Origin of the sequence: Arthrobacter sp. H14, from assembly GCF_000520495.1 — a bacterium.
Classification (GTDB): Bacteria; Actinomycetota; Actinomycetes; order Actinomycetales; family Micrococcaceae; genus Arthrobacter_C.
Genome location: NZ_KI914704.1, coordinates 1 through 21,632, shown reverse-complemented (window position 1 = coordinate 21,632; position 21,632 = coordinate 1). Strand labels below are relative to the sequence as shown.

The following is a 21,632-nucleotide window of genomic DNA, read 5'->3' as shown; positions in this document are numbered from 1 at the left end:
TACGGACGACGACGCCCGCCGCCTGGCCGGCCTCATCCAACCTTTTGTGCCCGGCGCCCGGATCGACGCCATTCACGACACCCGGCTCATTCTGGCCGCCGGCGGTGCAACGACCGGCATCGCATTGATTGCAGGGACCGGTTCCGTCGCGTGGGGCACAGACGGTGCGGGACGCACAGCGAGGTCCGGCGGGTGGGGCTACCTGCTAGGGGACGAGGGGAGCGGCTACTGGATTGGCCGCGAAGCCTTCCGGCATGCCCTGCGGCAGTTCAACCAGGGACAACAGCCGGACATGCTGACAAAGACGCTGCTGGAGGCGGCAGACGTCGCAGCCCCCGAAGGGTTGATTGCCCACTTTCACGATTCTCCGGACAGGCACTATCTGGCGGCTCAATCCAGGCTTGTTTTCGATGCCGCCAACGCCGGCCATGAGAAAAGCAATGAAATAGTCGACGACGCCGCCGCCCACCTCGGCGCGCTGGTGGCCGACGTCGCGGACCAGTTGGAACTAAACGGACCGGTAGTGGCCGGCGGGGGATTGGCCGTACATCAAAGGCTCCTGCAGACGGGAGTGGCACACTATCTGGGCCGGCACGGGCTGGAAGAAGTGCGCTTTCTCGAACGCGATCCCGTCTACGGCGTACTGACGCTGCTCGAGTAGGCTAGGCCGCCACCACGATGATTTCGGGACTGGATGCTGTTTCGAATGGTGAACCGTCCCAGTTGCCAAACCACTGGACGTTTTCGTAGCCAGCATCCGTGAGCAGCACGGAAAGGCGTGATGGCGCTATAAACCTCAGCGTGCATTGCTCGGCTATTTCGACTCCATCCGAATCAAAGCGGGTGCTGGTTCCGAAGCTGACCAGCTCGTGGTCCACATCCAGTCAGCAGATTCTGGAAGGCGTGTCCGCTCATGATTGCGGAATCAAAGGCTTCGTCCGGAAGGTCTGTCGCGTCTCCATCTATCCAGCGCACGAGTTCCGGGCCGGGCCTGGACCGAGCGAAGCGGAGCATTTCCGCTGACGGGTCGACTCCCACAACGTTGTGGCCGGCGCGGGCGAGACGTACGGCAAAGGAACCTGTCCCGCAACCAACATCGGCCACCCGGTGTGGTCTTTTACTCATGAAGCCGGCATAGAAATCCGTGTCCCAAGTCCCTGCGTTGAACTCGTCATAGAGCGCCACCATACGTGGGTGGTCGATCACTTCAGCCGCCAAAAGTACCTCCGGATTCTATGGTCCCCGCAGACTATCAAAGTCCTTGGTATTTCCCAATCGGTGGCGTACTCTAAAACCTACGTGATTCCGCACAGCTGAGGAGGTGGGTAGTAATGACTGTCTTTCACCTGACTTCATCCCATTCCGGCACATCTGCCACCCAAACCGCCTCAGCGCGCTTTCCGGCCTGAAAACCAATCTTCGCGCGTGAGGCCTCACCATGAGGTTCAACAGTGCAAACATCCTTGGCTCCCTACGGCTACACCGACCGCATTGAGCAGCTTTACCAATCCAATTTTGAACGACCATGCCCCGCCCGCGTCGTCCGGGTGGATAAAAACCGGGTCATGCTGGCAACCACCGACGGCCCGCTGCACGTAGCGTTTCCACGGCTCGACGAACAGTGCGCCACCGGGGACTGGGTTCAGCTCGGCACCAACAGCGAAAACGAGCAGGTCATCGCCGGCGTTCTGGAACGTTCCTCCCTGCTGGCCAGGAAAAAGGCACACGACCCGCTCTCAGGTGCACAGGTACTGGCGGCCAACATCGACGTCGTTGGCGTTGTGGTGCCAGTCGACCGGCCGATTTCACACAACCGGCTCGAACGGACGCTGGTCGCGGCGTGGGACTCCGGCGGCACCCCATTGGTGATCCTCACCAAAGCGGACCTTTCCAATGGGAACGACGACGTCGTAAGCCAGGTGATCGACCAGGCCGCCGGCGTCGACGTGGTCACCACCTCGGCCGAGCTGGGTGATGGCCTGGAGGAACTGATGCCGCGCGTAATTCCTGGACAGACGCTTGTGCTGCTCGGACCCTCCGGCGCCGGTAAATCGACCCTGATCAACGCACTCGCCGGCCGGCACCTGCAGGACACCGGGGATGTGCGGGTGGTGGACGGACGCGGCAAGCACACCACCACCTCCCGGGAATTGATCCCGCTGCCCAACGGCGCCGTCCTGATGGACACCCCTGGAGTGCGCGGCTTTGCCCTGTGGGAATCGGATGCAGGGATGGAAGCCGTTTTCGGGGATATCGAGGAGCTCTTCGCCGACTGCAGGTTCCAGGACTGCAGACACGGGCCCGAACCGGATTGCGCCGTTCAGGCCGCGCTCGCAGCAGGAAGGTTGGAGCAGCGGAGATGGAAAAGCTACCTGAAACTCCAGCGCGAACTGGCCAGACTGGACCGCCAGCATGACGAAGTCGCGAAGCGGCAGTACGGGCGGGAATGGCCCAAAATCGTGAAGGCTCAAGCGAAGGCCAGACGGCAGCCTTCCCCGCCCGGTTAAGTTGCGATCCGGCCACGCGGCGTCATTTTTCGTGGACGGAGCCGGACTACTTCAATAGAGTACTCATGAGGGTTTCCACCAAGCCATCCGGTTCCGGGAAACGAATATGGTCTGACGACTGTGTATGGCAGGAAAGGTGAGGCTCGATGACAGAAACGCATGACGTCGAGGTCGATGGCGCCGTGCGTCCTGACACACGTCAAAACCGGAAGCCGATGATCGAACTCGACTCGGTGACCAAACAGTTCCATGCGGACCAGCCCGCCGTCGACAATTTAAGCATGGACATCGACCGCGGTGCCATCACGGTCTTCGTCGGCCCGTCCGGTTGCGGAAAGACGACGTCGCTGCGGATGATCAACCGCATGGTTGAGCCGACGTCGGGAACCATCCGCGTGGATGGGCAGGACATCTCCACCAGCCCGGCCGCGCAGCTGCGCCGTTCGATGGGATACGTCATGCAGTCCGCCGGGCTGATGCCGCACCGGACCGTCGTCGACAACATTGCCACGGTGCCACGGCTGAATGGCAAGAGCCGGAAGGAAGCACGCCAGCGGGGGATCGAGCTCCTCGACGTCGTGGGGCTGCCGTCATCGATGGCCAATCGCTATCCCTCCCAGCTTTCGGGCGGTCAGCAGCAGCGTGTCGGGGTGGCCCGGGCGCTGGCTGCGGACCCACCCGTGCTGCTGATGGACGAGCCGTTCAGCGCAGTCGATCCGGTGGTCCGGGCGGAGCTGCAGGCAGAACTGCTGCGGCTCCAGAAGGACCTCGCCAAGACCATCGTTTTTGTCACGCACGACATCGACGAGGCGACCATTCTGGGAGACAAGGTTGCCGTGTTCGCGGTCGGCGGCCGTCTGGCGCAGTACGCCACCGCGGAGGAGATACTACGCGCGCCGGTCGACGATTTCGTCGCCGGTTTTGTGGGCCGTGACCGCGGTTTCCGGCACCTGGGTTTCAGCGATGGCGGACAGGTCAGGGTTCATTCGATCACCACCCGTTCGGTGCACCAGCTGCCCGAGGGCAACGCCGGCCGTGAATGGACACTGGTGAGCGACGACGACGGCCGCCCGGTCGGCTGGATGGCCGCCGGCTCGCCTCCGCTGCACGCCGCGTCCGAACTCGTCCCCGGCGGCTCGCTGTACCGGGTCGGCGATTCACTGCGAAGTGCCCTGGATGCGGCCTTATCCTCTCCAGCAGGTCTCGGAGTGGCTGTCGACGAGGGCGGCCGGGTTGCCGGCGTCGTCAAGCCTGCCGAGGTGCTGGCCAATATTGAGCAGGCCCGTATCTCCCGGAATTCCCGGAACGGCACGGCCTGATGGATTGGGTATTCACCAATTATGAGGAGATCCTGCACTACACGGGCCTGCACCTCTACCAGTCGATCCTCCCGCTGGTGTTCGGGCTGATCATCGCCATCCCCCTGGGGCAGCTGGCCATGCAGAACAGGGCGCTTGGTGGGTTCATCCTCTCCGGCAGCTCCATCATGTACACCGTTCCCTCCTTGGCTCTGTTCGTGATGTTGCCGGTGATCCTCGGGACGGGCATTATCGACCTGATCAACGTGATTGTGGCGCTGACGCTGTACGCTGTAGCCCTGCTGGCCCGCTCCATGGTGGACGCGCTGAATTCGGTCGACGACGGCGTCCGGCAGTCGGCCACGGCGATGGGCTACAAACCCCTGCGCCGGTTCTTCGCCGTCGACCTTCCGCTGTCCGTTCCGGTGCTGTTCGCCGGGCTGCGGGTCGTCTCGGTCAGCAATATCTCCCTGGTCAGCGTCGGCGCCGTGATCGGTATCCCCAACCTCGGCTACTACTTCATCAACGGTATGCAGCGGCGTTTCATCACTGAAATCATGACCGGCATCGTGATCACACTGATCCTGGCAGTGCTGATGGACCTGCTGCTGGTGCTGATCGAAAAGATGCTGACCCCATGGATCCGGGCCGCGAAAGGCGCACCGCCGGCTTCCGACGCTGAATACGCCCACTCCCTCGCCACCGCGGAAGGAACGACGGCGGCCGGAGCAGCCACTGGCGCCGGCGCACCTTCCGGCAGCCATTCCGACGCCGGCAGGACCGGCGCGGGCGGGCCAGGGACGGTGAAGCAGTGATCGCCATGCCGCTGCAGACCGGTTCCGGCGAAGCAGCCGAAAGCAGCAACATCTTTGTGCAGACCTTTTACTTTTTTGCTGATCCGGCCAGCTGGACCGGCGACCAGGGGATCCTCTGGCGGACCATTGAGCATCTGCAGTACACAGGCATCACGCTCCTGGCCGCTGCGCTGGTCGCCGTCCCGATCGGGCTCTATGTCGGGCACACCGGCCGGGGGAGGGTCGCCGTCGTCGCCGTGGCCGGCGCCTTGCGGGCACTGCCCACCCTCGGACTTCTGGTCCTGTTCGCCGTGCTGATGGGAATCGGGCTCGTGCCGCCGCTGCTGGCACTGGTCATCCTCGCCATCCCGCCACTGCTGGCCGGAACCTACGCCGGAATCGCCTCGGTCAATCCGGATACCGTCGATGCTGCCCGGAGCATGGGAATGAAGGAATCCCAGGTGCTCTTCCGGGTGGAAGTGCCCAATGGGCTGACCGTCGTGGTCGGCGGATTCCGCACCGCCGTACTGCAGATCATCGCCACGGTCGCGGTGGTCGCGTACTTGAACCTTGGCGGATTGGGCCGTTACCTGATCGATGGTGTTGCGGTCAGGGACTATGTCCAGATGTTCGCCGGCGCGCTCTTGATTGCGGCGTTGGCTATTGTGGTGGATGGCGTTCTGGCTGCTGTCCAGCGTTCGATCATTCCGCGCGGATTGAAACCCGTTAGTCCGGCGGATATAGGGAAGTCAGGCAGTGGCACAGCCGCGGCCGGTACACAAGGAGGAAATTCATGAGGAATACCCAGAGACGTTTTGGGCGTGCTGGAACGGGGCTTGTGGCCGGGATGTCCCTGGCGCTGATGCTGAGCGCCTGCGGCGGCGGCGAAGATCCGCTGTCCAACCCCGAACCTTCTGGTTCGGCCGGTTCCGGTTCAGGTGAGCCGCTGGTTGTCGGTTCGGCCGCATTCCCCGAAAGCGAGATCATCGCCGAGATCTATGCAGGCGCACTCAACGCTGCCGGCATCGAGGCGGAGACTCAGCCGGCCATCGGTTCACGTGAGATTTATGTGGGTGCGGTGCAGGACGGTTCCGTCGATCTGGTGCCGGACTACAGCGGCAACCTGCTGCTCTTCTTCAACCCGGAAGCCGAAGCGGAGTCCGCCGAGGAGATCATGGAGGCGCTGCCGGAGGCGACGCCGGAAGGCCTCGCCGTACTGGAGCCTTCCGAAGCTGAAAACAAGGACGCCATGGTGATCACCCAGGCGACCTCCGAAAAGTACGACCTGACGAGCCTGGCCGACATCGGCGATGTTTGCGACGAACTCGTTCTTGGTGCTCCGCCGGAGTTCGCCGACCGGGCCTACGGGTTGAAGGGGCTAGAGGAGACGTATGGCTGTGAGTTTAAGTCCTTTGAACCACTGAACGACGGCGGCGGGGCAGTGACCGTGCAGGCGCTGATCGAGAACGATATCCAGGTCGCAGACATCTTCACCACCACGCCGGCCATCGAAGACAACGGCTTGGTTGTCCTGGAGGACCCGGAGAATAACTTCATTGCCCAGCAGGTGCTGCCCCTGATCAGCGAAGAACGAGTGGGGGAGGAAGCCCGCGAGGTCCTCAATTCAGTTTCGGCCGAGTTGACGACTGAAGACCTGATCAACCTTAACCGCCAGGTCAGCGGGGACCAGAAGCGCAGCCCCGAAGCCGCGGCGCAAGGCTGGCTGGAGGAAAACGGCTTTACGGAATAGCCGTACCGCCTCCGTTGGATTGACATGAGAGAGGCCACGCAGGTTGACACGCCTGTGTGGCCTCTTCCGTAAGCCGCCTTATGGCATGCTTTTGATATGGCAGAGTTCAAGCAGTCCGACAAGCTCCAGAATGTGCTCTACGACATCCGCGGACCGCTCCTGCAGCACGCGCAGCGGATGGAAGCCGAAGGGCATCGGATACTGAAGCTCAACATCGGCAACCCCGCACCGTTCGGGTTTGAGGCGCCGGACGCGATCCTGATGGACATCATCCGGAACCTGCCCTACGCGCAGGGCTACAGCGACTCCCGTGGCATCTACTCGGCGCGGACCGCCGTCGTACAGTACTACCAGGGCCGAGGGCTGGAAGGCCTGGATGTCGATGATGTGTACCTCGGCAACGGCGTCAGCGAACTGATCACGATGTCCCTGCAGGCCCTGCTCAACAACGGCGACGAGGTGCTGATCCCCAGTCCCGACTATCCGCTCTGGACAGCATCGGTGAGTCTGGCCGGAGGGAACCCGGTCCATTACCTGTGTGACGAGGAATCGCATTGGTGGCCGGACGTGGAGGATCTGGCGTCAAAGATCACCAGCCGGACCAAGGGCATTGTGCTGATCAATCCGAACAACCCCACCGGTGCGGTCTACCCCAAACAGATCGTGGAGCAAATCGCCGAGCTGGCGCGGAAGAACGGTCTCATCCTGTTCTCCGATGAAATCTACGAAAAGATCCTCTACGACGGTCATGAACACGTCAATACCGCCACAGTGGCCGACGACGTCCTCTGCCTGACCTTCAGCGGACTGTCCAAGGCGTACCGGGTGGCAGGTTTCCGCAGTGGCTGGCTGGCCATCACCGGCCCCAAGAAGAACGCCGCCAACTACATCGAAGGTATTAACCTGTTGGCGAGCATGCGTCTGTGTGCCAACGTTCCGGCGCAGCATGCCATCCAGACGGCGCTGGGCGGACACCAGTCGATTAACGATCTGATCCTTCCCGGCGGACGGCTGCTCGAGCAACGCAACATGGCTTACAAGCTGCTCAACGACATACCCGGGGTGAGCTGCGAGCTGGCCGCGGGGGCGCTGTACCTGTTCCCCAAGCTTGATCCCGAGATGTATCCGATCGAAAGTGATGAGAAATTCGCCCTCGACCTGCTGACGGAACAACGGATCCTGATATCGCATGGAACGGCCTTCAACTGGAAGGATCCGGACCATTTCCGGCTGGTCACGCTGCCGAATGTGCCGGACATTGAAGACGCCGTTGGCCGGATCGCCGAATTCCTGGACGGATACAAGCCCTAGAAGCCGCAGCCCCACAACGAAGGAGAATCAGCATGGCTGGCACCGGAACTTTCACGATGAGTCCTACGGAGAAGCTTCGTGTGGGGGAGGGGTTCCGGCTCGATGACGTTGATCCTTCAGCAAAGCCGGGCTTCGAGGGCAAGAAAGAGGACGGCAAGGCCGCCCTGAAAGGCAGGGAAAAGACGGTCTCGGATCTGCAGGAGCGGCTCTTCGCCGATAGCCGGTTTGGCAGCAAAAAATCGGTGCTGCTCATCCTGCAGGGCATGGATACCTCGGGCAAGGGCGGTGTGGTGCGGCATGTCGTTGGTGCGGCCGATCCCCAGGGCGTGGAACACCATGCGTTCAAGGCACCCACCGAGGAGGAGAAGGATCACGGATTTCTCTGGCGGGTTGAAAAGGAAATCCCGGGCTACGGAATCATTGGCGTCTTCGACCGGTACCACTATGAGGATGTGCTGATCCATAAGGTCCACAAGCTGTCGCCCGAGGAGGAAATCGGGGAACGCTATGACGCCATAAATGATTTCGAGTCGGGACTCGTCAAGGGCGGGATGAGCATCATCAAGCTCATGCTGCACATCGGCCGTGATGAGCAGAAGGATCGGTTGATGGAGCGTCTCGACCGACCGGATAAGCATTGGAAGTACAGTCCGGGGGACCTGGAGGACAGGGCGTTATGGTCCAAGTACCAGGAGGCGTATCAGACCGCCATCGAACGCACCAACACCGAAGCGGCACCGTGGTACGTCGTTCCGGCCGACCGCAAGTGGTATGCACGCCTGGCCGTCCAGCAGTTGCTGATCGACGTTCTCGAGGGCATGGACCTGAAGTGGCCGAAGGCCACCTTCGATGTGGAGGAACAGAAAGCGAAGCTGGCCAAATCCTGAAGCCAGCCTGAAATTCACAGCCGGGGCGAAACCCTAGCTTTGGTTTTCTTCGCCGCTGTCTTCCTTTGCCTGCCGTGTGGCCTCCAGCCGTTTGCGGGCGCCTTCCAACCATTGCTCGCACCGTTGTGCCAGGGCCTCCCCGCGTTCCCACAGGGCAAGGGATTCCTCCAGGGTTGCGCCTCCGGTCTCCAGTTTGCTGACGACGGCGATGAGTTCTTCCCGTGCCTGCTCATATGACAGCTCGGCGACGTCGGCCGTCTCGGGAACCGGATTGCTCATTCTGTGGACTCGTTTCTATTTTGGGATGAACTGGAATGGCGTGCCTCCGCATGCAGCTCGCCCTCAGCGACCCTGATCCGCAGACCGGTGCCGTCGGGAGCGTCCAGGGCGCGCCGCAACACTGAGCCGTCGTCGAGTTGGACCACGGCATAGCCCCTGTCCAACGTCTTCTGTGGGGAGAGTGAACGCACCTGCGCGCGCAGGTGCTGCAGCCGGTCGTGGCCGCGGCGCACTTCTGTGGAGATGGCCCCAAAGGTCCTCGCCTGCAGCCGTTCGAGTTCTTCGTGGCGGACGGTAATCATTCCCTCCGGGTTGGCCAGCACGGGACGCGTACGTGTGGCGGCAAGCCGGTCCGACTCACGCGAGACCAGTTGGGTGATGATGTGCTCCATCCGTCCACGGCATTGGTGGATGCGGTGCGTTTCCTCGGCGACGTCGGGGACAATGCGCTTGGCGGCATCTGTCGGAGTTGAAGCGCGCACGTCGGCGACCTCATCAAGAAGCGGCCGGTCGGCCTCGTGCCCTATGGCGCTGACGACGGGCGTTACAGCGGCGGATACTGCACGGATAAGGTCCTCGCTGCTGAAGGGAAGCAGATCCTCCATTGAACCGCCACCCCGCGCGATGACGATGACATCGACGTCATCCCTGCCGTCAAGCTCTGTCAGTGCCTTGCAAACCTGTGCGACGGCGTTGACTCCCTGGACGGCCACTTCCCGTATCTCGAATTCAACCGCCGGCCACCGCAGGGCAGCATTGCGCAGGACGTCCTTTTTGGCATCCGAATCCCGTCCGGTAATCAAGCCGATACGGTGCGGCAGCACCGGCAGCGCACGTTTCCGGGCTTCCGCAAAGAGTCCCTCGGCCGAGAGTGCCTTGCGCAGCATCTCGATGCGCGCCAGTAAGTCTCCCAGCCCAACGGGGCGGATATCCCTGGTCTGCATCGACAAGCGGCCGGTTTTCATCCAGAAGTCCGGTTTGACCTGGGCTACCACGCGTGCGCCGCTCTCAAGCGGCATGGCCATCCGGTCAAGCGTGGAACCGAATATGGTCAGCGACAGCGAGATCTCGGCATCTGTGTCGCGGAGCGTGACATAGCAGACGTTTCCGCGGCGGTTGAGCTGAACTATCTGTCCCTCCACCCAGACCGCCGGTGCACGTTCGATATGGACCTTGAGCTTTTCCGATAGCAGGCGCAACGGCCAGGGACGATCTGCCGACGTCTCCATCGCGGTCCCGGGCAGGGTGCTGGGACCCGCTCCTGAGGGTCCGCTTGGCGCCATCCCGATCTCCGTCATGGTTAAAGACTTATCACTTCGTGCCCACAGTTTCCGCTCAGTAGACTGGTGCACCGGCATAATGTGCATAACTCAACCTTGAAGGCGGTCCATTCCGTGCGCACCCTTTTCTCCGCATTCGCCGGCATCGCCGCCGTCGTTCTCTTTTGCGTGGCGGTGCCGGCCCTGTGGCTGGACCAGCACGTTGTACAGGAGGAGGGATTCATTGAACTGGCCGCTCCACTCGGTTCCGATCCGCAGTTCCAGTCCCAGCTGGCTGATGCGACGGCTGACACGGTGATTGCCGACGCCGACTTTGCCCCTGGCCTGGCAGAGCTGGTCCGGCCTCTCGTTGAGGGCGCCGCGGAGTCGCTGACTGATCATCCGGAGTATCAGGAGGCGTGGAACGAAACCCTTCGGCGCAGTCACGAGCTGACTTTCGCGGCGGAGACCCAACCGGCCGAAGCCCAGGGCGGCGGGGCGATAACACTGGATATCGCACCCTTGGTGGCTCTGGTTACAGAGGATGCGGTCCAAGCCATTGGTACGGACATTCCGGTGCCGCCGCAGGTGCTGGTCGGCTTGGGCCAGGCGGATCAGGGGCGGGCAATTCAATTTATTGAGAATTACGCCGGTCTTGCCGTTCCTTTTGCCGCAGCTTCCGGCGTCGCCTTTGTTCTTGCCATGGCAATCGCACGACGGCGGTCCACCACCTTGCTCCTGATAGGTTTCGGGGTCGCGCTTTCGGCCGGGCTGTGGAAACTGGGAACGGAGTTCGCTGTACGGCAAGTGAGCGCTTCGTCGGATGAGAACGCCTTGGCAGGCCTGTTCAAGGATTACTTTGTCTCGACCGCCGAATCGAGCTTCAACGCCTGGATTATCGCCAGTGCCGGAGCGGGCATCATCATGATGCTGCTGGGTCTGATCGCACGCATCTTCGCCGGGAGCCGAACTTGAAGTTTCGATTAGGTAGACCCTTTATCATGGAAACATGACTAGCACGGCGGTCTCTGTACCTATGCCCATGATCCCGCGTAAGCGGCGCAGCCCCGAGGAGGTGGCCGCTGCCGCACCCGTGGACGGCCCCCGAAAGGTCTTGCTGGCAGCGCCGCGCGGTTACTGCGCCGGTGTCGACCGGGCCGTGATCGCGGTGGAAAAGGCGCTGGAGCACTACGGTCCGCCGGTCTACGTACGGAAGCAGATCGTCCATAATCTGCATGTGGTTTCCACCCTGGAGGAACAGGGCGTCATCTTCGTCGAGGAAACCGACGAGGTGCCTGAGGGAGCCACGGTGGTGTTTTCCGCCCACGGCGTCTCGCCGGCGGTCACCCAGTCGGCTGTCGACCGTGGTTTGCAGACGATTGACGCGACCTGCCCGCTGGTGACCAAGGTTCACCGTGAGGCTGTCCGCTTTGCCAAGAACGAATTCGATATCCTGCTGATCGGCCACGACGGCCACGAAGAAGTCGAGGGAACGTTCGGCGAAGCCCCCGAGCACATTCAGATCGTGAACGGTCCTGAGGATGTGGACAAGGTGGAGGTCCGCGACCCGGAGAAGGTCATCTGGCTCTCCCAGACCACGCTTAGCGTTGACGAAACCATGGAAACGGTGCGCCTCCTGCGCGATCGTTTTCCGACCTTGCAGGATCCGCCCAGCGACGACATTTGCTATGCCACGTCGAACCGCCAGGTGGCCATCAAGAAGATCGCCCCGGAAGCAGACCTGGTCCTGGTGGTTGGTTCGGCCAACTCGTCCAACTCTGTCCGTCTTGTGGAGGTCGCACTCGAATATGGCGCCAAGGCCTCCCACCGGGTGGATTTCGCCAACGAGATCGATGAAGCGTGGTTTGAAGGCATCCAGACGGTAGGAGTGACGTCCGGAGCATCGGTGCCGGAGGTCCTGGTCCGCGAGGTCCTGGACCTGTTGTCCGATTACGGTTTCGGTGACGTCGAAGAGGTTGTCACTGCTGAAGAGGACATCATCTTCTCCCTGCCCAAGGAACTCAGGGCAACGCTGAAGGCGGCCGGCGACTCTTCGCGCGGCCTCGGCGGACATGCCCGTCCCACCTCATAGCTAACAGGCGATGAAGGGTCTGTAGCCACTGAGTCCTGGCCTGCCAAGACCCTAGGCACTTCGTTCTTCATCGTCGACATCCAGTCGAAGGCGTTCCTGCCTGTCCTGATATTCCAGCAACTCCGGAGCTCCGAGCAGCCGCGGCGTTGACTCCAGTGGAGGTGCCTTCTGTGCGTTTTCCGTGAAGGTGCTCGGGTCGATCGCATTGATCCGCCGGGCCGTGGGGAAGACTCTCGACTCCAACGTGCCCACAAAGGAGTTATAGCGCTCCACGGATGACTTCAGTGACGAACCGAGCTTCGTAACGTGGTCTCCCATTGTTCCGAGCCGGTCGTAAAGCTGACGGGACAACTCGAACAATTCCTTGGCATTGTCGGTCAGCACATCCTGGCGCCAGGTGAAGGCCACGGCTTTCAGCATAGCGAGCAGGGACACTGGTGAGGCAAGTGCCACGTTCTTACGGAACGAGTACTCGAGCAGTTCCGGGTCCGCGTCCAGGGCCGAGGCGAGGAACGATTCCACCGGAATGAAGCAGACGACAAGTTCCGGACTGTTGGCGCAGCCGTCCCAATACTTTTTCTGCGCGAGAGTGTCGACATGCGCCCGGACGGCCTTGGCATGTTGCGCCAACAGGTTCTTTCGCCGGGCCTGCTCCGTCTCGCTGGCTGCAGCGGAAATCTCATGGGCCTTCAGGTAAGCGGACAGTGGCACCTTTGCATCGACCACAATCTCCTTGTCGCCAGGAAGCCGGATGACCATGTCAGGCCGGGTCACCGCATCGGCCGTCACGTTATGCACCTGTTCGGTGAAGTCGACGTAGGGGAGCATGCCGGCGGCTTCGACCACCCGGTGCAGTTGCACTTCACCCCAGCGACCACGTGCGCTGTTGGAGCGGAGAGCCGACGATAGCGATTGCGTGGTCAGCAATAGTTGTTCGTCGGCACTCTTTGCATCCTTCAGCTGCTGCGCCAGCTGTCCAAACTGTTCCACCCGGTCGCGTTCCAGGACACTCACCTGTGACTGCATATGATTGAGCTTTTCCGCCACCGGCGCCAGTGCCTTCAGCACGGAACTGTCCTGCTGCCCCTGCGCCGCCAATTGCGCATTCTGCGAGGTCAGGAGCCTGCGTTCAGCCTCTGCTGCGGCCAATTGTGAGCGGGCTTCGCCCAGACGGTGGCTGACGTCGTCGAGCTCTGTTTCCAGTCCGCTGACCCGCCTGCGGTAGGGGACCGCCGACGTACCTGCTCCCGCAAGCGCACCAATAATCAGCATCAGGACGACCAGTAGAATCTCAAATCCGTTCATGATTCAACTGTCGCATCCGGCTCTGACAGTATTGTGAAGACTGGCCGCTTCGCCGTCGTCCAGCCTGAAACGCTAGTATTGATCACCGTGGCTTTAACTATTGGCATCGTCGGACTGCCCAACGTCGGCAAATCAACCCTTTTCAACGCACTGACCCGTAGTCAGGTGGTCGCAGCGAACTACCCATTCGCAACGATCGAGCCGAATGTCGGCGTCGTCAGCCTTCCTGACTCGCGCCTGGACAAGCTGGCGGAGATCTTCAACTCCGCCAAACTGCTGCCGGCCACGGTGTCTTTCGTGGACATCGCCGGCATCGTCAAGGGCGCGTCCGAGGGCGAGGGTCTCGGGAACCAGTTCCTGGCGAACATCCGCGAGGCGCAGGCCATCGCCCAAGTGGTTCGTGTCTTTGATGACAACGACGTTGTCCATGTTGACGGCAAGGTCGATCCGGCGTCGGACATGGAGACGATCAACACTGAGCTGATCCTTGCCGACCTCCAGACTGTGGAAAAGGCCGTTCCTCGGGTGGAGAAGGAAGTCAAGATCAAGCGCACCGAGCCGGCGAAGCTTGAGGCGCTGGAGAAGGCCAAATCGGTCCTGGAGCGCGGCGATACGATTTTCGCTTCCGTCGACAGTGACAAGCTCGATATGGAACACCTGCGCGAGCTGAGCCTGCTGACGGCCAAGCCGTTCATTTACGTTTTCAACGTCGACGACGCGATTCTGGGCAGTGCCGAGCGGCAGGCCGAACTGCGTGACCTGGTTGCTCCTGCCGACGCCGTTTTCCTCGATGCGAAGCTGGAACAGGATCTGGTCGAACTGGATCCTGAGGAAGCACGCGAGATGCTGGAGATGAACGGCCAGGAAGAGTCCGGACTGGATCAGCTGGCACGCGTCGGCTTCCACACCCTGGGACTCCAGACCTACCTCACGGCCGGCCCGAAAGAAGCACGCGCCTGGACCATCAATCAGGGCGACACGGCTCCGCAGGCCGCAGGCGTCATCCACACCGACTTCCAGCGCGGCTTCATCAAGGCGGAAGTCGTTTCCTTCGCCGACCTCGTCGATGCCGGTTCGATGGCGGAAGCCAAGTCCCGTGGCAGGGTGCGGATAGAGGGCAAGGACTATGTGATGGCCGACGGCGATGTCGTGGAATTTCGGTTCAACGTATAGCTCCTGACCTCCTGAGACCTTTTGTGATGGCCGCCAAGAACACGTGTTCTTAGCGGCCATGCGCTTTTTGCCACCGGTTGCCAAGTCGAGATGATGCCGCCCGCATTTAGGACCATTCAACGTCACACAGCCCGGCGAAGCAGGTAGCCGTGACTCCCTTAGAACAGCGGCCAGGGCACCGCCGACATGTCACCGCTCGGAGCCGGAAACCGCCCTGCCAAGCGCAACCGGGCGCAGCGCGCGGCGAGCGATGCGATTTCTTCTGCGCTGAGCAGGTCCGCCAGGTTTCGGCCCAGTCCACCGTGCAGTCCTTCGCTGACACGATCTACGCCGTCGCGTTCCTCGGCGGTCAGAGCGTCTCCCAGCCATCCCCACAGGACCGTGCGCAGCTTGTGGTCACGGTGAAAGGTAAGCCCATGGTCCACGCCGTGCCGATGTCCGTCCTCCATGGCAAGGATGTGGTCGCCTTTGCGGTCGGCGTTGTTGACTAGCACGTCGAACACCGCCATACGTCTCAGCGCGGGCGAGTCCTCGTGAATGAGGGCGACCGTCAGGTCGTTCTCGTTCCGACCTTCGAAGACCTGCTTCCAGCCAATCTTCGGTACGTCGTCCGTCGCGACCAGATCCACGGCGTTCTGGACGTTGTCCGTCTCCTGCCAGAGCTGCACCATCCCCTCACCCAGCGGACCACCGCGCAGCCAGGTGCGAGGCACGACGTTCCAGCCCAAGGCTTCTGAGACCAGGTAGGCGGCCATCTCCCGGTGGGCAAGCGCGCCGTCGGGGAAATCCCACAGGGGACGCTCGCCTGCTATCGGCTTATAAATAACTGCTGCGCCGCCGATGCTGCCCAGGAAGGTGGCGTTCGACGCCGTCGTTATGCGTCCGGTGAGCGTCAGCTCGGCGGTCAACAGGTCCGGCGTCGGCATCAGACTTCGGGAAGGGCGCAGGTGTGCCCATCGGCGTCTATGGGTTGACCGCAAAGCACGCAGATCGGACGCCCGGCGCCCACGACCTCGCGGGTGCGCTTGGCGAAGGCGCGGGCGGTACCGACCGGCATGCTGACCCGCAGTACTTCGGACGCGTCGGCATCGGCGTCATTGGGGAGGGCCTCGTTTTCCTCAGTGTCGACATCGCTAAGCGGGTATGCCTCGACGACGATCTGCGCCGTCGTCGGGTCCCACCCCAGGCTCAAGACGCCGGTGCGGAACTGTTCCTCGACCGACTCAAGATGGTCATTGTCGACGAGTTCGATCGGAGTGCTCGTGGGCACGCTGAAAGGGTTGCCCTCGAGAGTGATGAGCTGATCGAGGATCTCGTCGATTTTCTCGGCGAGCTGCGCTGACTGCTGCTTCTCGAGGGCGATGCTGACGATCTGCTTGCCCGTGCGTACCTGCAGGTAGAACGTGCGCGCCCCCGGAAGGCCGATGGTGCCGACGACGACGCGGTCAGGCCAGGCAAACTCATGAACAGTTGTAGGCATGGGACTATTTTAGGCTCATCCGGTTCGTGGAGCCGTGTGCCCTGCGCCACCACCCACCGGTGCGTCGTCGGAATTGACGCTGTTGGTCAGCCACGACAGATCCCCGGCGTCGGTATTGGTTGCGTAGACGGTCGGCCGACTGGCGCCGTAGCGCACGATCGATACGGAGGCCGGGCCCACATTGATGCGCTGAAACAGGTCAAGGTGCATGCCGAGCGCGTCGGCAAGGATCGACTTGATGATGTCACCATGACTCACCGCCACCCACACGGCCCCTGGCCCGTGCACTGATTCAAAGGCCGCATCGTGGCGTCGAATCGCGGCCACCGACCTGGCCTGCATCGCGGCCATGGATTCGCCGTCCGGAAAAGTGACGGCGGACGGTTGCGACTGCACGACCGACCACAAATCCTCGTTCGCGAGATCACTGAGCGAACGGCCCTGCCACCGGCCGTAATCGCACTCCGTAAGAGAGGAATCGAGATCGATATCGATCGGCGCCCGGGGGTTCTCGGCCTGGCGATCGATAATGAACTGTGCAGTCTGTTGACAACGCTCAAGAGGGCTCGACACCACCCCAACCACGGGCACGGCCGCGAGCCGGTCCCCGGTCAGAGCCGCCTGGTCGCACCCGATCTGGTCCAGGCTGACGCCGACGGCCCTACCGGCCAGCAGCCCAGTGGCATTTGCTGTGCTGCGGCCGTGCCGCACGAGAATAACTGTCGCCATCCAGCCAGCCTAACCACCCGGTCGACGGCGGTGTGAACGCACAGGGGACTCAGCATCCTCGGCATGGAGGGTGTCGTGTCACGGAACACCCAATTACGAGGTGAAGACGTACCTTCCCGGCTATTTCATGATCGGTGACGACGACGACGGCGGAGCTTCTCTCATTGGGCACGTGCTTGGTTGAGCGCGACAGATGACGACTGGTTGGAGTGGCGCAATAAAGCGCCCAGGGTGAAGGCAGCGACGTTCTTCATCTTTGCCGCCAAAGCATTTGACCTCGGCGATCTAGAATCATCGTATGGCTCGTCTAACTTTCAGTATTAACGTCACCCTGGATGGTTGCGTCGACCACCAGGAGGGCATCGCCGACGACGAGACACACGCCCACTTCACCCGCCTCATGGACGAGTGCGGCGCGCTGCTCTGGGGCCGCATCACCTACGAGATGATGGAGAGCTACTGGCCGGCGGTCGCCCGCGGCGACGTCGATGCGCCGCCAGCGATGCGCGAATGGGCGCTCAAGCTGGAAGCCAAACCCAAGTACGTCGTGTCGGTGTCCCGGAGCGACTTCACATGGACCAACAGCCACCGCGTCGTGGGCGACCTGCGCACGGCGGTGCAGGAACTCAGGGATCAGGCTCCCGGCGGTGTGCTCGTCGGCAGCGGCAAACTTGCGACAGAGCTGGACCGACTGGATCTGATCGACGAGTACAAATTTCTGATCCACCCCATGATCGCTGGGCATGGCCCCACTCTGTACCAGGGCGGACTGCCCAGCACCCGTCGCCTCGATCTGATTTCGGCGGAGCCGCTCAGCAATGGCGCGGTCGCCGTGCACTATCGACGGGCTGATTCGTGAAGCACCTCCTGACGTCGGGCGGGATCAGCAATCCAAGCATCGAGCAAGCGCTTGTCGACATGCTCGGCAAGCCCATCGCCGAGGCCGGCGCGCTGATAGTCGTGACCGGCATGTACCCCTTTCCCGGCGGAGGCGGCATGGCCCGCGATGCGATCACCGGCGCGGCGTCGAGTCCATTGGCAGGGCTCGGGTGGAAGTCCTTGGGCGTCCTCGAGCTCACAGCGCTTCCGACCCTCCGCGACGAGGCGTGGGTGCCGGAGGTACAGGAGACTGACGCCCTTCTCGTGTGGGGCGGGGACGTGCTCTACCTGGTTCATTGGATGCGTGAATCAGGTCTCGCGGACCTCCTGTTGACCCTCAAGGACTCCGTGTACGTAGGGGTGAGTGCGGGGAGCATCGCCGTTACTCCGTATAACTGCGATGCCGAGTTCGATCGGGAGTTCGTCCCCGAGGACAGCGATATGGGACGGGATGCCGAGCGCGCGCTCGGGCACGTCGACGTCACGCTGTACCCGCACCTCGGGAATCCGGATATGCCCGATACGACCCTCGAGAACATCGGACACTGGGCGGACCGTGTTCCGGTCCCCGTCTACGCAATCGATGACGACACCGCGCTCCGTGTCGAGGATGGCACGATCGACGTCATCTCCGAGGGGACCTGGAAGCTTTTCAGTGCGTGATCCTTGCGCGGTCGGACCAATTCAGCGTCGACACCAATTTGCGGCGGTGCACTCGGTATTAACCGGCGCGATGACTAGTCGGGCAGGTGGGCCGAAACCTCAGCCTGCAGCTCTCGTCCGGGGCTGCGTGAGGCGCTAGGCTACCCATGGCGAAGCTGGACCTGCAACTCGGGCACGACGTCGTCGGCGGCAACAGGCCTGGCCGCTGCCGGCCAGGCACGTGGATTACTTCCTCGGCCATGGAAGGGGTTCCAGCGGTTTGGGTTTGCCGGTGCGAAGCTTGTGCGTGATCCGTCGTTTTAGCGCGGCGAGGAGTTCACGGGTGGTATAAGCGGCCGCCGTCTGGTCGGGTCGTTCCGTAGGAGGAAGTTTTCGGACCCGGTGGTAGAGCGTGCGCTTCTTCTCGTCAGACAGTTCTTGTTTGACTCTCGTGAGATCTGCCTCGACGCGTTTGCTCTTCGCTCGTTCGCCATCGAGCCGCTGATTCGTCTTGTCGAGCTTTGTCGTTACCTCGTCGAGTCGCTTTATCTTGGCGTTACGTTGGGCGGAGCGCTTCTCGGCGCGGCGGCGCGTATTCGCTCCAGCGAGGATCACTCCGGTCAAAGCACGGATTGCGACGTCGGCCGGAATCGTGTCGCCGTCGACATGATCGGCCGGCGGCGGTACGGCGGAAAGCTGATCAAGGTCGCCAACAATGCGAACTCCGCTGTCCCCAATTTTGGCGGCAAATCGTTTTCCATCCTTCACGGCCGCATCGGCCGCCCAGACAGGGAGGCCGACGCGCGGTTCATCGCCTACCGCCGTTCGCGCAAGGAGTCCGCGGTTGGCGGCGCCCTTCCACACAAATTCGTTGAAACTTTGCCAGCCCACACCGTGATCCGCGAGTGCACAGTTGAGCCGTTGGAACGCATTGGCTTCAACTGCGGTGAATGACCGGTTCGTGTCCACGCCGCGGGCCAACGTTCCTGCAGGAAGGCCGAGCAACGACTCGAAAGTACCACTCAGCGCGGTCGGCTGGCTTCTCTCGACGACGATGACCGTGACCTTGTCCGGACCGATGAGCCGCGCCCACCGCTGCACGAGTTCGGCCTGATCGTAAGCGCGACGGAACCGCGCAGGCATGGGCCGATCGGAAGCATTGTCGTAAATGCGTGAAAGCCAGCTATCGAGGGGCTCCATTTGAGCATCATCTTTGAGGCTCTGCGCCCACAAAGATGGAAGAATCGTCGCCGGCGATCGCAAGGTGATCGCAACATGGATTTGGTCGGGTCCAAGCTCGTCGACAATCCGCCGACATCCCGTGTCGTCAGCCTGGCTAACGAACTCATGGCTAACCAGGATCCGCCGGCTGGTGTCAGCCTCAATCTCCGCCTTGAGGTCATCCCACACCGTCCTGTCCGGGATCCCGCCGTCGTCTATATCCAGGCGGTCGGGACCCAACGGACCGGTTCGCCCGCCGGTCATAGTGGCCCAGCCCAATAGCGCTCCCAGCGGAGAGCGGTGATTGAGCCCGGTGCCGGGATAGCGCACGCCATGGTCAAGCAGGGCCTGGCGTTGATCCCTGGCGGCGGCTTGGATCGCCGTCGTCCCCGTCTTCATGGGACCGATATAGAGTAGGCGGGAGCGGGGAGGCAGTAACGCGTCGTTGAGTGTCGAACTCGGCATTCGCTGAGCTTAGCAAGCTCATTTGACTAGAGATAACTTGAGAACCATGGGGGAATGACGTGCACTGTGAGCGATGAGAACGATAAGAGCGTAGAACCCATTGAGGTGGAGGACCTTGGAATCACCGTCGAAGTAGACGATGAAGGCCTTCACGGAGACGAGGGCTCCAATCCAAGCATCACAGCCATGATGGATGAACAAGATAGAGAAGCAGAGCAATTCGCGGTCGAATTCCTGAAAGAGGTCATACGTCTACGAGGTGTACGCATTGACAGGGTGCAATTCCTCAAGGCAGAACTTCACAAAAGAGGTATCGGGCCTGCAGAGATCGACAGAGCGATAAGGGAGAATCCCGCGGTAGCAGGAGTTTCACCAGTCATGCTTGATGAAATCGCCGAAAGCGCTATTGACTTTGAGACTGGAAAATCCACAGCCCTGTCATTTGCTGCTGGACTACCTGGCGGTTTTGCAATGATCGGAACAGTGCCTGCGGACATTACTCAGTTCTACGTTCATGCCTTCAGGGTCATGCAGAAAATCGCCTACGTTTATGGTTGGCAGTCGTTCCTCAATGATCTCGAGGACATAGATGATGAAACCTTGGGCAAGCTTGCAGTCTTCCTTGGCGTAATGATGGGGGTCGGCGGCGCGTCGTCCTCGCTTGGTCTTTTTGCCGTTCAGGTTGCCCGTCCTGCCGTGCAAAAAAAGATCGCGGGTGTGGCCCTGACGAAAACCACGTGGTGCCTCCCTATGAAGCAGACACTGCGGATCCTCGGAGTGCAGGTAACAAAGCAAAGCTTTGCCAAAACGGTGAGCAAGATCGTTCCGTTGGTAGGGGGAGTGGTGTCGGGAGGCCTCACTTTCGTCACTCTCAGTATTCAGTCGAGACGGCTGATGACGCATCTGAGAGTGCTGCCCCCTCCGAATGTCGATGCGGAGGCCTATCTAGCAGCCGTGAACCTTGCTGACGAAATGGCGCCTAGTAAGACAAAAGCTCTTGCAGATACATTCGAGGATGTTGGCTCGACGATCAAGGGAACTGCCTCTCGAGCGGCGGACAAGTTCCGCTCAAGCCATATCCTTGACGAGGGCATTCCTGACGCCTCAGAGGTCCGCACGAAGGCCAAAAACTTAGGTGGCGCGATTGCCGGGACAGCCGGCACCGTTGGGGCTAACGTAACGGGATTGTTCAAGTCGAAGAAGAAGCAACAATCAGACGCGGACAGTTCCCAAAGCGAAGACGTCGCCGGTGAAAATCACGCTGGGATTCTTACTGAGCAATAGGCACTAGTGTCCTGATTCGTTAATTCGTTTCAGGTATCTGGCGATGGAGGCGAGGATGTCTTCGGCGGTTTTGGTCCAGATGAAGGGTTGTGGATCCACGTTCCAGGCCTTCACCCAGCTGCGGAGGTCTTTCTCGAGGGCTTGCACGCTGCGGTGATCAGAACGTTGCAGTAGGTCCCGGGTCACTTCCGCGAAGACACGCTCGACCTGGTTGATCCACGACGAGTACGTCGGGGTGAAGTGCATGTGGAACCGTGGGTGCTTCTCAAGCCAGTTC

At 61.6% G+C, this 21,632-nt stretch carries 24 protein-coding genes; 14 read left to right on the top strand and 10 right to left on the bottom strand.

Annotation, left to right across the window (positions count from 1 at the left end; translation table 11 throughout):
• On the top strand, positions 1–661 hold a 661-nt coding region (locus Y707_RS28195), incomplete at its 5' end, for an N-acetylglucosamine kinase (protein WP_035783068.1).
• A gap of 1 nt (position 662) precedes the next feature.
• On the opposite strand, the gene Y707_RS31820 is transcribed toward Y707_RS28195, so the two are convergent.
• Both Y707_RS31820 and Y707_RS33590 read right to left on the bottom strand, forming a co-directional pair.
• Positions 663–878 (bottom strand): hypothetical protein, encoded by a 216-nt coding sequence (locus tag Y707_RS31820; protein ID WP_026536509.1) that lies wholly within the window; start codon positions 876–878, stop codon positions 663–665.
• Positions 835–1,125 carry a class I SAM-dependent methyltransferase gene (locus tag Y707_RS33590; protein WP_162150261.1) on the bottom strand — a complete coding sequence of 97 codons (291 nt, stop codon included), beginning with the start codon at positions 1,123–1,125 and terminating at the stop codon, positions 835–837. The genes Y707_RS31820 and Y707_RS33590 overlap by 44 nt, the downstream gene beginning before the upstream one ends.
• Positions 1,126–1,451: 326 nt before the next feature.
• Between Y707_RS33590 and rsgA the strand changes: the two genes are divergently transcribed.
• From rsgA to Y707_RS0121015, 7 genes are all read left to right on the top strand, one after another.
• The gene (gene rsgA, locus Y707_RS28190; RefSeq protein WP_035783066.1) at positions 1,452–2,507 is read left to right on the top strand and encodes a ribosome small subunit-dependent GTPase A; all 1,056 of its coding nucleotides are present in this window, start codon (positions 1,452–1,454) and stop codon (positions 2,505–2,507) included.
• A 215-nt stretch (positions 2,508–2,722) separates the two neighbouring features.
• Entirely contained in the window at positions 2,723–3,826 is a 1,104-nt protein-coding gene (locus Y707_RS0121040; protein WP_026536508.1) for an ABC transporter ATP-binding protein, read from the top strand.
• A complete protein-coding gene (locus Y707_RS28185; RefSeq protein WP_051442281.1) occupies positions 3,826–4,620 on the top strand; it encodes an ABC transporter permease in 795 nt (264 codons plus the stop codon). The genes Y707_RS0121040 and Y707_RS28185 overlap by 1 nt, the downstream gene beginning before the upstream one ends.
• Before the next feature lie 5 nt (positions 4,621–4,625).
• The gene (locus Y707_RS28180; RefSeq protein WP_081745073.1) at positions 4,626–5,396 is read left to right on the top strand and encodes an ABC transporter permease; all 771 of its coding nucleotides are present in this window, start codon (positions 4,626–4,628) and stop codon (positions 5,394–5,396) included.
• Entirely contained in the window at positions 5,393–6,349 is a 957-nt protein-coding gene (locus Y707_RS0121025; RefSeq protein ID WP_026536507.1) for an ABC transporter substrate-binding protein, read from the top strand. The genes Y707_RS28180 and Y707_RS0121025 overlap by 4 nt, the downstream gene beginning before the upstream one ends.
• A gap of 96 nt (positions 6,350–6,445) precedes the next feature.
• Entirely contained in the window at positions 6,446–7,660 is a 1,215-nt protein-coding gene (locus tag Y707_RS0121020) for a pyridoxal phosphate-dependent aminotransferase (RefSeq protein WP_026536506.1), read from the top strand.
• A gap of 32 nt (positions 7,661–7,692) precedes the next feature.
• On the top strand, positions 7,693–8,547 hold the full coding sequence (locus Y707_RS0121015; protein ID WP_026536505.1) for a PPK2 family polyphosphate kinase: 855 nt from the start codon (positions 7,693–7,695) through the stop codon (positions 8,545–8,547).
• 33 nt (positions 8,548–8,580) lie between these two features.
• On the opposite strand, the gene Y707_RS28175 is transcribed toward Y707_RS0121015, so the two are convergent.
• Positions 8,581–8,826, bottom strand: a complete 246-nt coding sequence (locus Y707_RS28175; protein WP_035783064.1) for an exodeoxyribonuclease VII small subunit — start codon at positions 8,824–8,826, stop codon at positions 8,581–8,583.
• Complete coding sequence (gene xseA / locus Y707_RS28170) at positions 8,823–10,124, bottom strand: exodeoxyribonuclease VII large subunit (RefSeq protein WP_035783061.1); 1,302 nt, start codon at positions 10,122–10,124, stop codon at positions 8,823–8,825. The genes Y707_RS28175 and xseA overlap by 4 nt, the downstream gene beginning before the upstream one ends.
• A gap of 96 nt (positions 10,125–10,220) precedes the next feature.
• Between xseA and Y707_RS0121000 the strand changes: the two genes are divergently transcribed.
• Complete coding sequence (locus tag Y707_RS0121000) at positions 10,221–11,060, top strand: hypothetical protein (protein WP_026536504.1); 840 nt, start codon at positions 10,221–10,223, stop codon at positions 11,058–11,060.
• A gap of 34 nt (positions 11,061–11,094) precedes the next feature.
• Positions 11,095–12,177 (top strand): 4-hydroxy-3-methylbut-2-enyl diphosphate reductase, encoded by a 1,083-nt coding sequence (locus Y707_RS0120995; protein ID WP_026536503.1) that lies wholly within the window; start codon positions 11,095–11,097, stop codon positions 12,175–12,177.
• A 51-nt stretch (positions 12,178–12,228) separates the two neighbouring features.
• On the opposite strand, the gene Y707_RS0120990 is transcribed toward Y707_RS0120995, so the two are convergent.
• Entirely contained in the window at positions 12,229–13,482 is a 1,254-nt protein-coding gene (locus tag Y707_RS0120990) for a DNA recombination protein RmuC (protein WP_026536502.1), read from the bottom strand.
• An 87-nt stretch (positions 13,483–13,569) separates the two neighbouring features.
• Here Y707_RS0120990 and ychF point away from each other — a divergent pair, with 87 nt between their 5' ends.
• Positions 13,570–14,655, top strand: coding sequence for a redox-regulated ATPase YchF (gene ychF / locus Y707_RS0120985; RefSeq protein WP_026536501.1), 1,086 nt, complete (start codon positions 13,570–13,572; stop codon positions 14,653–14,655).
• A gap of 158 nt (positions 14,656–14,813) precedes the next feature.
• Here ychF and Y707_RS0120980 read toward each other — a convergent pair whose 3' ends face one another.
• From Y707_RS0120980 to Y707_RS0120970, 3 genes are read right to left on the bottom strand one after another with little or no spacing between them, the layout of a single operon-like run.
• The gene (locus Y707_RS0120980; protein WP_026536500.1) at positions 14,814–15,581 is read right to left on the bottom strand and encodes an SCO1664 family protein; all 768 of its coding nucleotides are present in this window, start codon (positions 15,579–15,581) and stop codon (positions 14,814–14,816) included.
• Positions 15,581–16,135 (bottom strand): DUF3090 domain-containing protein, encoded by a 555-nt coding sequence (locus tag Y707_RS0120975; RefSeq protein WP_026536499.1) that lies wholly within the window; start codon positions 16,133–16,135, stop codon positions 15,581–15,583. Before Y707_RS0120975 ends, Y707_RS0120980 begins: the two co-directional genes overlap by 1 nt.
• A gap of 15 nt (positions 16,136–16,150) precedes the next feature.
• Complete coding sequence (locus Y707_RS0120970) at positions 16,151–16,864, bottom strand: MSMEG_4193 family putative phosphomutase (RefSeq protein ID WP_026536498.1); 714 nt, start codon at positions 16,862–16,864, stop codon at positions 16,151–16,153.
• A 298-nt stretch (positions 16,865–17,162) separates the two neighbouring features.
• Here Y707_RS0120970 and Y707_RS0120960 point away from each other — a divergent pair, with 298 nt between their 5' ends.
• Positions 17,163–17,723 carry a dihydrofolate reductase family protein gene (locus Y707_RS0120960; RefSeq protein WP_026536497.1) on the top strand — a complete coding sequence of 187 codons (561 nt, stop codon included), beginning with the start codon at positions 17,163–17,165 and terminating at the stop codon, positions 17,721–17,723.
• Positions 17,720–18,406, top strand: coding sequence for a Type 1 glutamine amidotransferase-like domain-containing protein (locus Y707_RS0120955; protein ID WP_026536496.1), 687 nt, complete (start codon positions 17,720–17,722; stop codon positions 18,404–18,406). Before Y707_RS0120960 ends, Y707_RS0120955 begins: the two co-directional genes overlap by 4 nt.
• 225 nt (positions 18,407–18,631) lie before the next feature.
• Here Y707_RS0120955 and Y707_RS0120950 read toward each other — a convergent pair whose 3' ends face one another.
• Positions 18,632–19,795 carry a hypothetical protein gene (locus tag Y707_RS0120950; RefSeq protein WP_155853241.1) on the bottom strand — a complete coding sequence of 388 codons (1,164 nt, stop codon included), beginning with the start codon at positions 19,793–19,795 and terminating at the stop codon, positions 18,632–18,634.
• Positions 19,796–20,137: 342 nt separating this feature from the next.
• On the opposite strand from Y707_RS0120950, the gene Y707_RS28165 reads away from it, so the two are divergent.
• The gene (locus Y707_RS28165; RefSeq protein ID WP_155853235.1) at positions 20,138–21,355 is read left to right on the top strand and encodes a hypothetical protein; all 1,218 of its coding nucleotides are present in this window, start codon (positions 20,138–20,140) and stop codon (positions 21,353–21,355) included.
• Positions 21,356–21,358: 3 nt separating this feature from the next.
• Here the strand turns inward: Y707_RS28165 and Y707_RS28160 are convergent.
• A partial coding sequence (locus Y707_RS28160) for a transposase (RefSeq protein ID WP_026533855.1) occupies positions 21,359–21,632 on the bottom strand: 274 nt, incomplete at its 5' end.

Coding starts and splice junctions, on each gene's coding strand:
- Y707_RS33590 (WP_162150261.1), bottom strand. CDS start 1,125: ATGAGTAAAAGACCACACCGGGTGGCCGATGTTGGTTGCGGGACAGGT.
- Y707_RS0120975 (WP_026536499.1), bottom strand. CDS start 16,135: ATGCCTACAACTGTTCATGAGTTTGCCTGGCCTGACCGCGTCGTCGTC.
- Y707_RS28180 (WP_081745073.1), top strand. CDS start 4,626: ATGCCGCTGCAGACCGGTTCCGGCGAAGCAGCCGAAAGCAGCAACATC.
- Y707_RS0120970 (WP_026536498.1), bottom strand. CDS start 16,864: ATGGCGACAGTTATTCTCGTGCGGCACGGCCGCAGCACAGCAAATGCC.
- Y707_RS0120990 (WP_026536502.1), bottom strand. CDS start 13,482: ATGAACGGATTTGAGATTCTACTGGTCGTCCTGATGCTGATTATTGGT.
- Y707_RS0121025 (WP_026536507.1), top strand. CDS start 5,393: ATGAGGAATACCCAGAGACGTTTTGGGCGTGCTGGAACGGGGCTTGTG.
- Y707_RS0121040 (WP_026536508.1), top strand. CDS start 2,723: ATGATCGAACTCGACTCGGTGACCAAACAGTTCCATGCGGACCAGCCC.
- Y707_RS28185 (WP_051442281.1), top strand. CDS start 3,826: ATGGATTGGGTATTCACCAATTATGAGGAGATCCTGCACTACACGGGC.
- Y707_RS0120995 (WP_026536503.1), top strand. CDS start 11,095: ATGACTAGCACGGCGGTCTCTGTACCTATGCCCATGATCCCGCGTAAG.
- Y707_RS0121015 (WP_026536505.1), top strand. CDS start 7,693: ATGGCTGGCACCGGAACTTTCACGATGAGTCCTACGGAGAAGCTTCGT.
- Y707_RS0121020 (WP_026536506.1), top strand. CDS start 6,446: ATGGCAGAGTTCAAGCAGTCCGACAAGCTCCAGAATGTGCTCTACGAC.
- Y707_RS28175 (WP_035783064.1), bottom strand. CDS start 8,826: ATGAGCAATCCGGTTCCCGAGACGGCCGACGTCGCCGAGCTGTCATAT.
- Y707_RS0120980 (WP_026536500.1), bottom strand. CDS start 15,581: ATGCCGACGCCGGACCTGTTGACCGCCGAGCTGACGCTCACCGGACGC.
- xseA (WP_035783061.1), bottom strand. CDS start 10,124: ATGACGGAGATCGGGATGGCGCCAAGCGGACCCTCAGGAGCGGGTCCC.
- Y707_RS0120960 (WP_026536497.1), top strand. CDS start 17,163: ATGGCTCGTCTAACTTTCAGTATTAACGTCACCCTGGATGGTTGCGTC.